This window comes from Novosphingobium sp. BW1, assembly GCF_008107685.1.
Classification (GTDB): domain Bacteria; phylum Pseudomonadota; class Alphaproteobacteria; order Sphingomonadales; family Sphingomonadaceae; genus Novosphingobium.
Window position 1 is genome coordinate 277,110 of the sequence record NZ_VIRF01000078.1, and the last position, 15,904, is coordinate 293,013.

Here is a 15,904-nt window from a genome sequence, read left to right on the forward strand (position 1 = left end):
GCCCGAATGCTAGCGGGCCGCGATAAAGATGCAAGTGATTCGCATTAGCTGCGCGACCTACACATAGGTGCAAATGATTCGCAAGAGCAATTATAACGTGAAGTCAATCGTCTGGAGGAGGCAGGGGCATCCGCAATCTTTGCCCCCTTCTCACCTGATGTGTGAATGTCAGTTGGCGCGGGCGCGTGTGACGCGAGTGGGAACCTTCAAAAGCCCCTCTGGAGGTGCGGGCGCAGAGTTGCGCGATGGCGCCGCACGGATATTCCAACATCGCGCGACCGTTGGGGCGTTACGTGGTGGAACGCCTGAATATTGACTTCAAATCCCGCTTTGGATAGCCAGCGCAATATTGCAAGTGATTAGCATTTGCATAAAAGACGGGCCCAGCCGGGCAGGTGAGCCTCGCGGCGCATCGCTCATGCGTTTCCGCATCAGGTCCGGCCAGCGCGTTCCTCGCCTGCCAAACGGTTAGGCCCCACCACCCTTTGAAGGAAAGCACTTCAATGCGTTCGACTACCCTGGCCACCACGACCTTGACGGCCGTCGCCTTTACACTTCCTGCTGGTGCTCAGGCTCAAAGCGGTGCGGTCACGATCGAACTTCCGCGCGTCTCGGACCCCAATTACCGCAAGCCCTATGTCGCGGCCTGGCTGGAGGATGCCAACGGCAAGGCCCTGGCGGTTTCAGCGGTGCTTCACGATCAGAGCCGGATCGGCGCGCGCTGGCTTTCGGAACTGCGCACGTGGTGGCGCAAGAGCGGGCGCAGCATGACCATGCCGGCGGACGGAATCTCCGCGCCGACCCGCACGACGGGCCGGCATACCATCGCGATCAAGGGCCTCGGCGAGCTGGGTGATGGCACCTACAGTCTCGTAGTCGAAGCCGCGCGGGAGAAAGCGGGCCGCGAAGTCGTGAAGGTGCCTGTGGTTATCCGGGGCGGCCAGGTCCGTGGCGCATCGGCGCAGGGCCACCGGGAACTGGGCCTTGTACGCGTTTCCCCGCAGCACTGATCGCCGGTCCTGTTTCGCGCGCCTTTCAGATGCGAGGCACGGGGGGCCGTACCCCGGCGATGCGAAACGCCCTTCCGCAGCCCCGGCGCGCGCGATTGCCGGGAAATGCCCCCCTCTTGAGGAAATACCCTGTCCATGCGCGCCACGCTCACTGACTGGCTCATTCTCGCCGCCCTGATTGCGGCTTGGCTGGGCCTTACCTGGCTCTGCCTGCGCAAGCGCCCGCGCGCGGCCTTCGACGGCGCGTCCAGCCTCGTTGTCTATGCCTCCCAGACAGGTCACGCGCAGGAGATCGCCGAAGCCACGCACGCGGCCCTGCTCCGCTCGGCCCGGGATGCCCGGCTCTTGTGTGCCAACCATCTCGAATCGGGCGATCTTGCCGGAGCAGACCGGATTTTCTTCGCGGTCTCGACGACCGGCGAAGGCGATGCGCCCGACGATGCCGGAGGTCTTGACCGGGCTCTTGCCGATAGCGACGTCGATCTGACCGGAGTGCAGGTGTCCATCCTGGCCTTGGGGGATCGACGCTATGCGCATTTCTGCGCCTTCGGGGAGCGCCTCAAGGCCTGGTGCGAGGCCATGGCCGCAGAGGTGACCGCCTATATCACGGTGGATGATCTTGCTCCCGATGCACTTTCCCAATGGGACGCGGTGCTCGTGCAAGAAGGTGTCGGCCCGATGGCCAGCGACCGTCTCGATAACGCTCCACGCGAGTGGCGGATCGTAACGCGCACGCGTGTAGCTGGCCCCGTTGGCCAAGATGCACAGACTGCGGCAAGTGAAGGTTTGTTCCGCCTGGCTTTGCGCCCCGTCGATGGCTACCTTCCCGACTGGGATGTCGGCGACCTCTTCGAGCTTCATACGTCCGATGGGCACCAACGTGATTACTCGATCGCCAACCGGTGCGGGGGAGAGGAACTCATCCTCTTCGTGCGCCGCGTAATCGACAAGGGCGTGCCCGGACGCGGTTCGGGTCTGCTCACGTCGCTGCCTGCGGAGGCTGGTCGTGTCCGCGCGCGGATACGCGAACATGCCGGCTTTCGGCCTCCGCGCGGGACCGGTCCGCTCCTTGCTATCGGCGCAGGCTCGGGCTGGGCGGGGCTGCGCCCGCACCTCCTTGAGGCCATGGCGACCGGCCGCCCATGCTGGCTCATCTTCGGCGAGCGTGGCGAGGCCGATGCCGCTGGCCTCCTTGAGGAAATGCGCGCGTGGCACAAGGAAAACAGCTTACATCGTTTTGATCTGGCCCTCTCACGCCAGGACGGTCTGCGCGTACCCGACATTCTCCAGGCTCATAGCACCGATCTTTCTGAATTCCTGGCACCAGAGGCGGCCGTGGTGCTGTGCGGACGGCTCGCCATGGGCGAGGCCGCACTTGCCGCCCTCCGAGAGACCATGGGGGAAGATTGGCTTGACGAGGCTCGCATTTCAGGCCGGCTCAGAAGTGATTTGTACTAACGTCCTTGTGAAACCGCCTCTCAGGTTGACCTTCTGGCGGCCGAAAGAGGCCGCTGCGCGGGCAGCCAATGGCCAGTAGATCACATAGTCCGTATCAGTGCACCGCGCAGCCTGTAACCGCCGAGTCCGCCGTCGAAGCGCTGCTGGGCCTAAGCCGCGCCGAGGACGGACGCGACCTTGCCGCGCGCATCCTGGCCCACCATCCCCAAGATCAGGGCGTGCGCGCCCTATTGCGACACTGGACTGGTGCGACAGATGGAGGTGCCCACCCCTTACGGCTGGCCTTCGCGCGACGCCTGGCTGAGTGCGCTTGGCGAAACGCTGCGCGCACGCCATGGATAAACCATGCACCCGCTCGGCCAATCGCTGCGCGGGGGTAGTCAAATCCAGGAAGACCTCGCCCGCAGCCCCGACCCCGTCCTCACAGGATTCTTTGCCAGCGCGCGCGGTGATCACCCGCTACATTCGCGAGCTTGGCCCCGGCATCGACCCGACCCGCGCGCGTATTCAGGGCCTGGCCGCCCCCGATAGGCCGGGCTGCACGACCTCGCCCACGCTGGAACCACTTGCCCACATACGCCCGAAGCCTGGGAACCTCGTACTCTTCCCCAGCTCCCTGTGGCACAGCACCGAGCCCTTCTACGGCGAGGCCGATCGCCTCACCGTTGCCTTCGATATCGTGCCGGAAACCCGCGCCTGGATTCGCCCCTGCGAAAAAAGTTTCCCCTTTTTCGTATTTTTGCCTGAGGGTTCGCGCCGAACCTGCGTCCTACCCTAGGACGCAGGGCACACGATGCGCGAAGAGGAGATACGGATATGCGAATTGGGCTTAGGGCGGCGAGCTTCACAGCGATGGCGCTCCTGCTGACCTCACCGGGCCTGGCCCAGATCTCACAGCCCAACACGATGGGCATCGCGACACCCGCCGAAAGCTTCCCGCAGGAACCGGGCAGCGATTATTTCCTTGCCAACTACGACCAGTACGAGGCCTATCTGAAGACGCTGGCCAGCCAGTCGGACCGCATGAAGCTGGTCGATATCGGCAAGAGCGCGGAAGGCCGCACGATGTGGGTGGCGATCGTCTCCTCGCCCGAGAACCTTGCCAAGCTCGATCACTACAAGAAGATCAACGCCCGGCTGGCCAAGGCGAAGGGTCTCGATGATGCCGAGGCGCAGGCGCTGGCCGCGGAAGGCAAAGCGGTGGTCTGGATCGATGCTGGCATGCACGCGACCGAGACGGTGACCACCCAGTCGCAGATCCACGTTCTCTACCGGATGCTGACCCGGAGCGATGCCGAGACGAAGCGCATTCTTGATAACGTCATCATCCTCTTTGGCCATGACAACCCGGACGGCCTCCAACTCGTCGCGGACTGGTACATGCGCAACGAAGACCCGGAGAAGCGCGAATTCCGAACGATCCCGCGCCTCTACCAGAAGTACGTCGGGCATGATAACAACCGCGACAGCTTCATGGCGCAGATGCCCGAAACCGAGAACGTCAACCGCGTGCTTTTCCGCGAGTGGTTCCCGCAGATCATCTTCAACCAGCACCAGACCGGGCCTGAGGGCATGGTCGTGTTCGTGCCCCCGTTCCGCGATCCGTTCAACTACAACTACGACCCGCTGCTGATGACCGAATTGCAGGAAGTGGGCTCGACCATGCACAGCCGCCTCATCGCGGAAAACAAGCCGGGCTCGGGCATGCGCAGTTCCGCATCGTACTCCACCTGGCACAACGGCATGGAGCGCTCGGTTTCCTACTTCCACAACTCGATCGGGCTTCTCACCGAGATCATCGGCGGCCCGGCGCCCATGAATATCCCGCTCGTCCCCGAAGTGCAGCTGCCCGACAACGACAAGCCCATGCCCATCGCCCCGCGCGAATGGCATCTGGCGGACAGCCTAGAATACCAGTGGAGCCTCGACCGCGCCGTTCTGGACTATGCTTCGCGCAACCGCGACCGCCTGCTGTTCAACTACTACCGCATGGGCAAGAATTCTGTCGAGAAGGGCCTGACCGACAGCTGGACGACGACGCCCACCGATATCGAGGAACTCAAGGAAGCGGGTAGGGACCGCCCTGTCCCCAAAGCCGAGAATAGCTATTTCCGCGCCAACCGGGTCGATCCTGCCCTCTATGGCGAAGTCCTCCAGGCAAGCGAGAAGCGCGACCCGCGCGCCTATGTCATCTCGCGCAGCCAGCGCGACCTTCCGACTACCGTCGCCTTCCTCAACGCGCTTCTCAAGAACGGCGTCGAAGTGCTCGAAGCCGATGCGCCATTCTCGGCTGCGGGCGCCAGCTATCCGGCGGGCTCGTGGATCGTGAAGACCTCGCAGGCCTATCGCCCCCACGTCCTCGACATGTTCGAGCCGCAGGATCACCCGCACGACGTCGAATACCCCGGCGGTCCGCCCAAGAGACCCTACGACATCACCGGCTACACGCTCTCCGACCAGATGGGCGTGGGCTATGACCGCGTGTTTGAGACCATCGATCCGACTGCGACTCCCATCACCGGCCTGATCGACGTGCCCGCGGGCCAAATCGTGGGTTCGGGCAATGCCGGCTGGCTGGTGCGCCACGAGACGAACAACAGCTTCATCCTCACCAACCGTCTGCTCAAGGCCGGGCTGCCGGTTTCGTGGATCAAGAGCGAAACACGCGCCGGGAACGTGGAATTTGCCCCCGGTGCTGTCTGGGTCCCCGCCTCGGGTGAAGCCCGGAGCATCGTCGAGGCCTCGGTCAAGAACCTGGGCATCAACGCCTATGCTCAAGGCGCGGCACCTTCGCAGGACGCCATGGCCATTGCCCCTGTGCGCGTGGGGCTCGTCGACCAGTATGGCGGGGTCATATCTTCGGGCTGGGCGCGCTGGCTTTTCGAGCAGTACGAGTTCCCCTTTGAGGTCGTCTTCCCAAGCGAGCTCGACCAGGGCAACCTTGCCGACAAGTTCGACGTCCTCGTCTTTGCCAATGGCACCGTCCCGCCGGTGAAGGACGGCCCGTGGAGCGGACGCCCCTCCTCGATGCCGGATCCCGAGACGATCCCGGCCCAGTATCGCTCGCAGCTAGGTCTTGTCAGCGAGGAGAAAACCGCTCCCGCATTGGCCGAGTTCGCCAAGGAGGGCGGCACGATCATCGCCATCGGCAATGCAGCCCAGTTGGCGACGATGCTCGAGGCCCCGCTCGTTCCCGCGCTTGCCAAGGAGGAAGATGGCGAACTCAAGGGTCTGACGACGAGCGAGTTCTTCATTCCTGGCGCCCTTGTGGAAGCGCGCGTCGATCCCTCCGAGCCACTGGCCTACGGCATCACGCCAACAGTGGACATGTTCTTCGATCGCAGCCAGTCCTTCACGTTCACGGGAGCAGGCACACAGGCGCGGAAGGTCTCCTGGTACGAAAGCCCGACCCCGCTCAAGAGCGGCTGGGCGATGGGCCAGGAGAAACTTCAGGGAACCACCGCAATTGCCGACGTGGACCTGGGCAAGGGCAAGCTCTTCGTGATGGGGCCCGAAGTCACGCAGCGCGCACAGCCCTATCCGACCTTCAAATTTCTCTTCAACGGCATCCTCTACGGCCCCTCCAGCAAGAAATAACCAGGGAATTCCGTTGGTGAATCCAGTTGGTTATTGGGCGGGGATGAGCAAACCGCCCCGGGCCCGCTACCGCACGACGAACGGGAAGTCCGACAATGCAGCGCTGGCGCTGAGAGGTTCGCTTCCGGTCTGGTTTGATCCCGAGATGCAATGGCTGTCCGCGCCCATCGGCAAGCGCGGGCGTCAGCCGGTGGTTTCGGATGCCGCGATCCAGGTTTGCCTGACCCTGAAGGGCGTGTTCAGGCTGCCCTTGCGCCAGCCCACCGGCATGGTCGCCAGCCTTCTCGAGATGGCAGGGCTCGATTGGCCGGTGCCGGATTTCAGCACGCTGAGACAGAGGCAGAAGACCCTGCTGGTCGAGATCCCCTGTCAACCCAGTTCCGAGCCGCTGCACCTGCTGATCGACAGCACGGGCATCAACGCGGTGGGTGACGGGGAATGGTGCAGGCGCAAGCATGGCCCGTCCAAACGCCACCAGTGGCGCAAGGTCCACCTGGGCGTGGACCTCGGATCGTCGGATATCCGCGTTATCGAAGTGACTGGAAGCCGGGTTGGCGATGCTCCCATACTACCCGAACTGCGGGACCAGATCCCACCCGATCACGCCATCGCGAGCGTCAGCGCCGATGGCGCTTTCGACACAAGAACCTGTCACGAAGCCATTGCCCCGCGCGATGCCTGCGCCATCACCCCCACTCGCAGCAATGCGCAGGCCTGGCCCGAGAGTACGCCGGGCGTTGCGGCACGCAATGAAATCGTGCGCTCAAGCCAATGGTTTGGCAGGGCGATCTGGAAGCGATGGAGCGGCTGTCACCAGCGCAGCCAGGTCGAAACGAAAATGCATCGCTTCAAGCTGCTGGGCCAGCGCATCATGGCACGAGACTTCGATCGCCAGGTCGCCGAAATGCAAGTCCGCGCCGCCATCCTCAACCGTTTCTCCGCGCTCGCAAGGCCTCAAACGCAGCGCGTCGCCTAACCAACTGCCACAAAGGCCCACTGCTGATCGGCGACTGATTTGCGCAACAAAGCCCATTGGCATCACCAACCTGTTTGATCGCCACCCCCCGCAGGTGGGTGACAGCGAGGGCACCTACAACGCACAGAACTACGACGTCATCGCGCGCTACTTTAACGCCTCGATCACGAAGCGCTTCTGATACCCGCCCTGGCCTTCAGGACCGGCGCTGCGACCTTACACGGAACGCGGCGTCGGCCCCGAAGATCCTTTTGCTATCTTCGTTGTGACCAAGGACAGCACATGACCGCACTACGGGTGGCTATATCGACCACCCACGCTTCGCTCCTGCCAATCAGGGCGGAACCGAGCGCCAGGGCGCGCGCCTGACCCTGGCCTGGACGCCCAGGTCCGATCTCGGCCTCAAGCTCTCGTTCTTCGACCAGGAGACGCCAGCGATGGCGCGCGGTTCTTCGGTGACCGCGACGGCGCGCGAAAGAACGACCTTGCCGTGCGAACCCCCAATGCCAACACGCTCAATCTCGCCAACGCCACTCTCGACTGGCGTAGCGACTAGGGCACGCTGACCGCGCTCGCGACGTTCTACCGCTGGAAGGTCATGCGCCAGAGCGACTTCAGCGATATCCTTGCAGGGCTTGTCGACAACCCCGCCAGTTGCCTGCGCCATGCCGGGCTTGGCGAGGGCGCCAGCTGTACGCAGACGCAATGGGAGGCCTATCGCGCCTTCGTTTCGATGCGTCTTCCCGCGATTCTCTATCAGCCGATGTGGGTCACCAGCGCGAACGGCGAAGTGCGGTTCCACACTGAAGCCCTCGCCCACACGTCCCTGACCTCGGGCTTTTTGCCGAAACCCGGCGCGACCGCGTCGATAGCATCACCGCCCGCGCCAATGCAGCCTCGAGCCTGCTGGTACGCCCGCTCAACATCACCCCCTCTCTGAGCGAGGAGAACCGCAGCTACGCCGCCGAATCGCTGCGCAGCTACGAAGTGGGCCTGCGCCTTGGCCTCGCCCGCTGCGGGATCGAGTTGCAAGGCTCGCTCGGTCTTGCCTACGAGCGCCGCCTCGCCTCGGGAACGACGCTGTGGGGACGCCTCGATGCCGTGGCCTCGAGCGGCTTCGCTTCGCAGTTCAATACCCTCCAATCGAGCTATGCCCGAACCCCTTGCACGGGCGAGCCTCGATGTGGCGGTGGGAGTGAAGCGGGGCGGCTGGGACCTGTCACTGAGCCTGCGCAACGCCCTCGACACGCACCACCCCGAGCAGGTGCTGGCCACCTCGCTGGACGCACGCCAAGTCTTCGCACCGCGCCCGCGCACACTTGGCCTAGAAGTGGGCGTCGCGTTCCAAGGGTTTTGTTGCCGGTAGGCAGGCCGGAGCATCGCTGTTAGCCTTGCCGCCAAACGACAAGAACCGAAATGGAAGAGGACAAGGGATGCTGAAAACGAACCGTGAATACGGCGGGGGATGCCTGTGCGGCGCGATCCGGTACCGCGTGACGGGCCCCAGTCTGTTCGAAACCCAGTGCTGTTGCCGGGACTGCCAGAAGGCGACCGGCACCGGGCACACGACCATCGTCGGGATCCCACGCGACCAGCTCCAGATCGAGGGCGAGCCGGCCGTCTACATTAGTTTCGGCGAGAGCGGCGGCGCGGTTTCACGCCACTTTTGCGGCACCTGCGGGGGGCGTATCTTCACCTCGGGCGCACTGCCCGGCGAAAATGTGATGGTCCAGGCCGGATCGCTCGACGAGCCCGGCGAAGTCACTCCGGAAAACGTGATCTACGGCAAGGACGCCCTGCCCTGGGATCATTTCGACCCGGACCTTGAAGTCTACGCTCTCTATCCCCCGTTTGACCCGGTCACCCACGAGCTCACCTGAGCGTCCCCCGGAACTCTGCGGAATGCCGCGCTTGCACCTTTGCAATCTTTTTGCGGTGCCATCATGCGAACGACGGGAAACGCGAGGTGAGGGACATGAGCATAAGTGCTGTCGTATCCGGGGCCGAAGTTACCAACCTGCTGCGCGGAAGCGGACTTGCCGCGCAAAGGGTGGCCTATGTCGAAAACGAGATACGCGATCTGACCCAGGAAGCGGCCGCCATCGCCACCCGCACACTCGATGCCGATGCCTTTCGCACCGCGCTCGCCCGCCGCATCGACAGCGACGTGGCGACCGGCAAGCTGAGCGCCGAGGATGCCCGCGCGATCCGGCAGGCGCTGGTGCGCACTTTCGCGCCATCACAGGAGCCGCCAAAGACCACGCTCGATGACAGCGCCAGCGCGCGTGCCATCCCCCTGGTGGCAAGCGCCTATGGGCAGGAAGACGCCGACAGCTACCTCCACACCATCGCGCACGGCACCTTCATCGATATGCCGGTCTGAGACGCGCCGACTGCCCGATCTAGCCCCTGCAAATACACGAAGGCCCGCCCCCCCACGATTTGCGGAAGCCGAGCCTTCGTCCTATCCAGCCAGTCAGTCGTGCCCTCAGACGAGCGCGCCGTGGCAGTGCTTGTACTTGTTGCCCGAACCGCAAGGGCATGGCGCGTTGCGGCTTAGGTCCATGTCCGCATAGGGATTCTCGGCCGTACCGCCCGGGCTAGCCGTTGCCTGCGGACTGCCCGCAAGCGAGCCGAACAGCGCCGGGTTGAGCGCCGAACCGTCGCCGTCGTTCGAATTGTCGAGGCCCGTCAGCGGATCGATATGGCCGGTCAGGAAGTCGGGAAGTTCGGGCAGGCTCGGCTCCTGGATCGGCTCGGGCATGCGCAGTTCGCTGATCGCCAGGATGCGGGTCACGTCCTCACGGATGGCCGAGAGCATGGAGTCGAACAGGCCGAAGGCCTCCTGCTTGTACTCGTTGATCGGGGTCTTCTGCGCGTAGGCGCGCAGGAACACGACCTGGCGCAGCGCGTCGAGCGTCGCGAGGTGGTCCTTCCAGTGGTGGTCCAGACGATCGAGCAGGATCGACTTCTCGACCTGGCGCCAGATCGCGGGGTCGTCCTTCTCCATCTTGGCGGTCATGTGCGCGTCGGCCAGTTCCGCAAGGCGCTCCTCGATACCTTCGGGATCGATGCCGTCTTCCTCGACCCACGCATCGATGGGGGCCTCGACGCCCAGGATTTCCTTCGCGCGTTCCTTGAGACCCTCGAGGTTCCAGTGCTCGGGGTAAGAACCTTGCGGGCAGGCCTCGGCCACGAGCGTGTTGACCGTGTCGTGGCGCATGTCGAGCACGACGTCGTCAAGCGCCTCTGCGTCCATGATGTCCGAGCGCTGCTCATAGATGACCTTGCGCTGATCGTTCATCACATCGTCGTATTCGACGACCTGCTTGCGCACTTCGTAGTTGCGCGCCTCAACCTTCTTCTGCGCGGTCTCGATTGCCTTGGAGAGCCACTTGGAACCGATCGCCTCACCATCGGCGAGGTTGCTGTTCATCATCTTGGAGAACAGCGTGTCGGGGCCGAAGATGCGCAGGAGATCGTCTTCAAGGCACAAGTAGAACTTGGAAAGGCCGGGGTCGCCCTGACGGCCCGAACGGCCGCGCAGCTGGTTGTCGATACGGCGGCTTTCATGGCGCTCGGTGCCGATCACGCACAGGCCGCCAGCTTCCAGCACCTGCGCCTTCTCAGCCGCGATTTCCTCCTTGATGCGGGCAACTCCGGCTTCGCGATCGGGGCCTTCGGGCATGTCGGCGAGCTCGGCCTCGATACGGAACTCAAGGTTGCCGCCCAGCTGGATATCAGTGCCGCGACCGGCCATGTTGGTGGCGATGGTCACCGCGCCAAGACGGCCCGCCTGCGCCACGATGTGCGCTTCCATTTCGTGGAAGCGGGCGTTGAGGACCGAGTGCTTCACGCCTTCCTTGTTAAGGAAGTCCGAGAGCAGTTCCGACTTCTCAATCGAGACCGTGCCCACCAGCACCGGCTGCCCGATCTCGTGCTTGTCTCGGATCAGCTTCGCGATGGCCGCGAACTTGTCCATCGTGTTCTTGTAGAACTCGTCTTCCTCGTCGATGCGCGCAATCGGCTTGTTCGTCGGGATGGTAACGACGTTCATCTTGTAGATGTCGAAGAACTCGGCCGCTTCGGTCGCCGCGGTTCCGGTCATGCCCGAAAGCTTGGGGTACATGCGGAAGTAATTCTGGAAAGTGATCGAGGCGAGCGTCTGGTTCTCCGGCTCGATCTTGACGCCTTCCTTGGCCTCAACGGCCTGGTGCAGGCCGTTCGACCAGCGACGTCCGTCCATCATACGGCCCGTGAACTCGTCGATGATGACGACCTTGTCGTCCTTCACGATGTAGTCGGTGTCGCGCTTGAACATGACCACGGCCTTCAGGGCCTGGTCGAGGTGATGGACGACCTGCGTGTTCTCTACGTCGTAGAGGTTGGAACCTACCAGCAGCCCTTCGGCCTCGAGAATGCGCTCAACCTTTTCCACGCCGTCCTCGGTCAGCGTGATGTTCTTGGTCTTCTCGTCCTTCTCGTAGTCCTCATCCGAGAGCTGCTTCACCACCGCGTCGACCGCGATGTAGAGCTCGGACTTGTCGTCGGTGGGCCCCGAGATGATGAGCGGGGTGCGCGCCTCGTCGATCAGGATCGAATCGACCTCATCGACGATGGCGAAGTTGAAGTCGCGCTGCACCATCTGACTGCGCTCGTGCTTCATGTTGTCGCGCAGGTAGTCGAACCCGAATTCATTGTTTGTGCCGTAGGTGATGTCCGCGGCGTAGGCCTCGCGGCGCTGGAACTCGTCGAGGTTGGGAACGATGACGCCGATGGTGAGGCCCAGGAAATTGTGCAGGCGGCCCATTTCCTCCGCGTCGCGGCGGGCAAGGTAATCGTTCACGGTGATGACGTGGACGCCCTTGCCTTCCAGCGCGTTAAGGTAGGTGGCGGTCGTTGCCACAAGAGTCTTGCCCTCACCCGTGCGCATTTCCGCGATCTCGCTGCGGTGGAGGACAATGCCGCCGATCATCTGCACATCGAAGTGGCGCATGCCGAACACGCGGCGCGAGGCTTCGCGCACGGTGGCGAAGGCTTCCGGAAGCAGGTCATCGAGCGTCGAACCGTTCGCGAGCATCTCGCGGAACTTGGGGGTCTGCGCGGCGAGTTCCTCGTCGCTCATCGCCTCGATGGCGGGTTCGAACGCGGTAATCTGGTCAACGACCTTGCGCAAAGACTTGACGTAGCGCTCGTTGGACGAGCCGAAGATGTTCTTGACGAGTGCGCCGAGCATGGCGGGAATCCCTGTTTTTAGGAGAATTTGGAATATGCGGTGATCACGCGGCGCGAAAATCCCTCACACAGGACGGCAAGCGCACGCGGAAAAGGCCGCTCCGGTGGGGCGGCGAAATTCATGTCGGCTGGGCGCGTTATTCGCGCGCGCGGTCAATCCCGGTCTGCGCGGCCACCACGCGCGGCGCAGCGGGCTGTCCCGGCTGGGCCGAAAGCGCGACAAGGCGCGTGTTGCGAAGCCCCGGTTCGGGAAGGCGGGCCAGCGCCACGGGCGCACGAGGCGCCCTTGCCTGTCCGGTCTCGACCAGAAGCGCCACCTGCTGCGCCGAGGGCACCTGACCGGCACGCGCCTGCGGCGCCTCGGCATGGGCGGCAAGGCCCGTCAGGAGGGCGAGCAGGGTCAATAGCAGGCGATTGGCCATGCCGGGGAGATAGTAACCCTCATCACTACTGTCCACCACCAAGCGCAATTGGTCCCAAATTTCGGCCGCTTCCTCGCCGATACTTGACCTTGCGGGGCCATGCGCTAGGCGCTTTTTCCATGAGTCATCCCGTCAGCCCGCTCGCCCAGCCCTTCCCCGAAATGCCTGCCATTGCAGGCGTAACACCGCATGTCGTGCGCGCGGGGTACAAGGACTGGGGCCGCTGCGACCTCACCTACGTGACCTTTATCGAAGGGACCACAGTCGCAGGCGTCTTCACCAAGAACCTATGCTGTTCGCCAGAGGTCGAGATCGGCCGTGAGAACGTGAAGCGGGGCACCGCCCGCGCTCTGGTGGTGAATGCGGGCAATTCCAATGCCTTTACCGGCTATCGTGGACGCGCGGCGGTCGAGCAGATCATGGACCAGGTGGCCGGCAACCTCGGCTGTCCGCGCGAGGAAGTGTTCGTCTCCTCGACCGGCGTAATCGGCGTACCGCTTCCCAAGGACAAGGCGCGCGAGGGTGTCGAAAAGGCCTTCTCCGCCGCGCCCTGCACCTGGGAAGAGGCCGCGAACACCATCGGGACGACCGACACCTTCGCCAAGGGCGCCACCGCAACCGCCATGATCGGCGACACCGAGGTGACGCTGGGCGCCATCATCAAGGGGTCGGGCATGATCGCGCCCGATATGGCAACGATGCTGGGCTACATCTTCACCGATGCCGCCGCGGAGCCGGCGTTCCTTCAGGAGTGCCTGTCGGCGGCAAACCTGCGCAGCTTCTCGTGCATCACGGTCGATTCCGACACATCGACCAGCGACACCGTGCTCGCCTTTGCGACCGGTGCGGCGGGCAATGCGCCGCTCGTCACCGCGCAGAGCCCGGGCGCCGATGCCTTTGCCGCTGCCATACAGGACGTGTGCCGCCAGCTTGCCCACCTCGTCGTGCGCGATGGCGAGGGCGCCAACAAGTTCATCGAAGTTTCGGTCACGGGCGCGGTCTCGGACGAGAGCGCGCGCAAGGTCGGCATGGCGATTGCCAATTCGCCGCTGGTCAAGACCGCCATCGCAGGCGAAGACGCGAACTGGGGCCGCGTCGTCATGGCGGTGGGCAAGGCTGGCGAACCGGCCAACCGCGACACGCTATCGATCGGTTTCGGGGGCACCTGGGCCGCTAAGGAAGGCCTGCCGCTCGCCGACTATGATGAGGCCCCCGTGGCCGCGCACCTCAAGGGCCAGGACGTCACCATCGAGGTAGACCTGGGCCTTGGCGACGGGCAGGCGACGGTGTGGACCTGCGACCTCACGCATGGCTACATCTCGATCAACGCCGACTACCGAAGTTAAGGCTCTGCACCCCATGACCGAGCCTTTCTTCCGCATCTGGGGGCGCCCCGATTCGCACAACGTGAAGAAGGTAGTCTGGTTCGCCGCCGAACTGGGACTTGCTTTCACGCGCATCGATATGGGCGGGTCCTTCGGCTTCTCCGAGGAATACCTGGCGCACAACCCCAACGGGCTGATCCCGACCATCGCGGACGGCAAGCTGACCTTGTGGGAATCGAACACCATCGTGCGCTACATGGCGGCCGAATACGGCGGCCCGCGCTGGTACCTGGCCGATCCCATCGACCGCGCGTTGGCCGAACGTTGGTTGGACTGGCAGACGGGCTATGGCGCGGCGCAAAAGGACATGTACCTCGGCCTCGTGCGCACGCCCGAAGATCAGCGCGAGGCCGCCGCCATTGCAGCTTCCAAGGCCGCCTGCGCGCGCCTGCTGGCGGTGCTGGACACGCAGCTTGCGACAACGCCGTGGCTCTCGGGCCACCAGATCGGCGTCGGTGACATCGCGATGGGCCCGTTCATCCACTCGTGGTTCACGCTCGCGCCGGAAACCGCCAAACTCCCGCACGTTCATGCCTGGTACCAGCGTCTGCTGGAACGCCCGGCCTACCTAGAGCACGTCGCCCTCCCCCTCTCCTGAGCCAGACCCGAAAGGTCCCTCCCATGATCACCCCTGCCCTGACCCGCGCCGTCGAAACCGTCATGCGCGAAGCCTCGGACCGGGCCATCAAGGCGCGCTACCGCAAGCTCGAACTCGACCAGATCATGGACAAGGGGGTGAACGATGTCGTCACTATCGCCGACCAGGAAAGCGAGGCGATCCTGACCGCGCGCCTCTCACAAATCCTGCCCGAAGCCTGCGTCGTGGGCGAAGAGGCCGTCGCCGCCGATCCCACGGTCATGGAGAAGCTCAAGGACAACCTGTGCTGGATTGTGGACCCGCTCGACGGGACGATGAACTTCTCGCAAGGGAAAGCCCCCTTCGGCGTGCTTGTTGCGCTCGCCGACAAGGGCGAAACCATTGGCGGCTGGATCCTCGACACGCTAACCGGACGCTTCTGCCACGCAGGCCTCGGCAAGGGCGCGCATATTGGCGATTACCGCATCAAAGCGCGCACCAGCGGTGAGACCCCGCCCGTCGCGGCAATTTCCACGCTGTTCATGAACGATGGCATGCGCGAGAAATTCATGGCGCTGGCCGCCCCGCACTACACGCTCGTCGACATCCCGCGCTGTGCGGCCGAGCAATACCCGCGCCTGGTGCTGGGCACCAACGATGTCTCGATGTTCAACCGCACGCTTCCCTGGGACCACGCCGCGGGCGTCCTGTTCCTCAACGAAGCGGGCGGCATGGCCGCACGTCCCGATGGCACGCCCTACCGGGTGAACGAATACGAACGGCGCGATCTTGTCGGCGCCGCCTCGCCCGAGCTGTGGGCAGACTTTGCCAAGTTTGCCCTCCAGATGCACTGAACCCCTCCCGTGCCGAAGCGCGGAAGGGGTTCCCTAAAACCCTGAAGGGCGCTCGGATCGACGCGATCAGATCTCGCTTTCAATCCAGCCCTTGAGCGCGTTCTTGGGCGCGGCACCGAGCTTCTGGGCAACGGCTTCGCCGTTCTTGAACAGCACCATCAGCGGGATCGACTTGACGCCGATCTGGCCGGGCACTTCGGTGTTGGCCATGATGTCCATCTTGGCGATCTTGACCTTGCCGTCGAGCTCGTCCGAGATCTCTTCGAGAGCCGGGCCGATCATCTTGCACGGACCGCACCAGTCGGCCCAGAAATCGACGAGAACGGGCGTCTCGGACTTGAGGACGTCATCTTCGAAGCTGGAATCGGTTACGGCAATCGTGGGCATTGG

At 63.9% G+C, this 15,904-nt stretch carries 16 protein-coding genes; 11 read left to right on the plus strand and 5 right to left on the minus strand.

Features of this window, described 5'->3' with window-relative positions:
• Window positions 1-503: 503 nt before the first annotated feature.
• The 5 genes from FMM79_RS13620 to FMM79_RS13640 all read left to right on the plus strand — a co-directional run bounded on the left by FMM79_RS13620 (window position 504) and on the right by FMM79_RS13640 (window position 7,041).
• The gene (locus tag FMM79_RS13620; RefSeq protein ID WP_148627979.1) at window positions 504-1,010 is read left to right on the plus strand and encodes a DUF2271 domain-containing protein; all 507 of its coding nucleotides are present in this window, start codon (window positions 504-506) and stop codon (window positions 1,008-1,010) included.
• Window positions 1,011-1,145: 135 nt separating this feature from the next.
• Complete coding sequence (locus FMM79_RS13625; RefSeq protein ID WP_148627980.1) at window positions 1,146-2,468, plus strand: NADPH cytochrome P450 oxidoreductase family protein; 1,323 nt, start codon at window positions 1,146-1,148, stop codon at window positions 2,466-2,468.
• Window positions 2,469-2,802: 334 nt separating this feature from the next.
• On the plus strand, window positions 2,803-3,246 hold the full coding sequence (locus FMM79_RS13630; RefSeq protein ID WP_148627981.1) for a putative 2OG-Fe(II) oxygenase: 444 nt from the start codon (window positions 2,803-2,805) through the stop codon (window positions 3,244-3,246).
• Window positions 3,247-3,284: 38 nt separating this feature from the next.
• Window positions 3,285-6,065, plus strand: coding sequence for a M14 metallopeptidase family protein (locus FMM79_RS13635; protein WP_148627982.1), 2,781 nt, complete (start codon window positions 3,285-3,287; stop codon window positions 6,063-6,065).
• Between the two features lie 43 nt (window positions 6,066-6,108).
• A complete protein-coding gene (locus tag FMM79_RS13640; protein WP_148627983.1) occupies window positions 6,109-7,041 on the plus strand; it encodes an IS5 family transposase in 933 nt (310 codons plus the stop codon).
• 334 nt (window positions 7,042-7,375) lie between these two features.
• On the opposite strand, the gene FMM79_RS13645 is transcribed toward FMM79_RS13640, so the two are convergent.
• Both FMM79_RS13645 and FMM79_RS13650 read right to left on the minus strand, forming a co-directional pair.
• On the minus strand, window positions 7,376-7,747 hold the full coding sequence (locus FMM79_RS13645) for a hypothetical protein (protein WP_148627984.1): 372 nt from the start codon (window positions 7,745-7,747) through the stop codon (window positions 7,376-7,378).
• A gap of 50 nt (window positions 7,748-7,797) precedes the next feature.
• Window positions 7,798-8,073 (minus strand): hypothetical protein, encoded by a 276-nt coding sequence (locus FMM79_RS13650; RefSeq protein WP_162528514.1) that lies wholly within the window; start codon window positions 8,071-8,073, stop codon window positions 7,798-7,800.
• 118 nt (window positions 8,074-8,191) lie between these two features.
• On the opposite strand from FMM79_RS13650, the gene FMM79_RS13655 reads away from it, so the two are divergent.
• From FMM79_RS13655 to FMM79_RS13665, 3 genes are all read left to right on the plus strand, one after another.
• Window positions 8,192-8,407 (plus strand): hypothetical protein, encoded by a 216-nt coding sequence (locus tag FMM79_RS13655; RefSeq protein ID WP_148627986.1) that lies wholly within the window; start codon window positions 8,192-8,194, stop codon window positions 8,405-8,407.
• 67 nt (window positions 8,408-8,474) lie between these two features.
• A complete protein-coding gene (locus FMM79_RS13660) occupies window positions 8,475-8,921 on the plus strand; it encodes a GFA family protein (protein ID WP_148627987.1) in 447 nt (148 codons plus the stop codon).
• 95 nt (window positions 8,922-9,016) lie between these two features.
• On the plus strand, window positions 9,017-9,424 hold the full coding sequence (locus FMM79_RS13665) for a hypothetical protein (protein ID WP_148627988.1): 408 nt from the start codon (window positions 9,017-9,019) through the stop codon (window positions 9,422-9,424).
• Window positions 9,425-9,529: 105 nt separating this feature from the next.
• On the opposite strand, the gene secA is transcribed toward FMM79_RS13665, so the two are convergent.
• Complete coding sequence (gene secA, locus FMM79_RS13670) at window positions 9,530-12,277, minus strand: preprotein translocase subunit SecA (protein ID WP_148627989.1); 2,748 nt, start codon at window positions 12,275-12,277, stop codon at window positions 9,530-9,532.
• Window positions 12,278-12,413: 136 nt separating this feature from the next.
• Window positions 12,414-12,734: a hypothetical protein gene (locus FMM79_RS13675; RefSeq protein WP_240339176.1), complete on the minus strand. Its 321-nt coding sequence runs from the start codon at window positions 12,732-12,734 to the stop codon at window positions 12,414-12,416.
• Window positions 12,735-12,817: 83 nt separating this feature from the next.
• On the opposite strand from FMM79_RS13675, the gene argJ reads away from it, so the two are divergent.
• The 3 genes from argJ to FMM79_RS13690 are packed head-to-tail and all read left to right on the plus strand — an operon-like array spanning window position 12,818 to window position 15,514.
• Window positions 12,818-14,044: a bifunctional glutamate N-acetyltransferase/amino-acid acetyltransferase ArgJ gene (gene argJ, locus FMM79_RS13680; protein WP_148627990.1), complete on the plus strand. Its 1,227-nt coding sequence runs from the start codon at window positions 12,818-12,820 to the stop codon at window positions 14,042-14,044.
• A 13-nt stretch (window positions 14,045-14,057) separates the two neighbouring features.
• Complete coding sequence (locus FMM79_RS13685; protein WP_148627991.1) at window positions 14,058-14,681, plus strand: glutathione S-transferase family protein; 624 nt, start codon at window positions 14,058-14,060, stop codon at window positions 14,679-14,681.
• Window positions 14,682-14,704: 23 nt separating this feature from the next.
• Window positions 14,705-15,514 carry an inositol monophosphatase family protein gene (locus FMM79_RS13690; RefSeq protein WP_148627992.1) on the plus strand — a complete coding sequence of 270 codons (810 nt, stop codon included), beginning with the start codon at window positions 14,705-14,707 and terminating at the stop codon, window positions 15,512-15,514.
• A gap of 66 nt (window positions 15,515-15,580) precedes the next feature.
• Here FMM79_RS13690 and trxA read toward each other — a convergent pair whose 3' ends face one another.
• Window positions 15,581-15,901 (minus strand): thioredoxin, encoded by a 321-nt coding sequence (trxA, locus tag FMM79_RS13695; protein WP_039392795.1) that lies wholly within the window; start codon window positions 15,899-15,901, stop codon window positions 15,581-15,583.
• Window positions 15,902-15,904 lie beyond the last annotated feature (3 nt).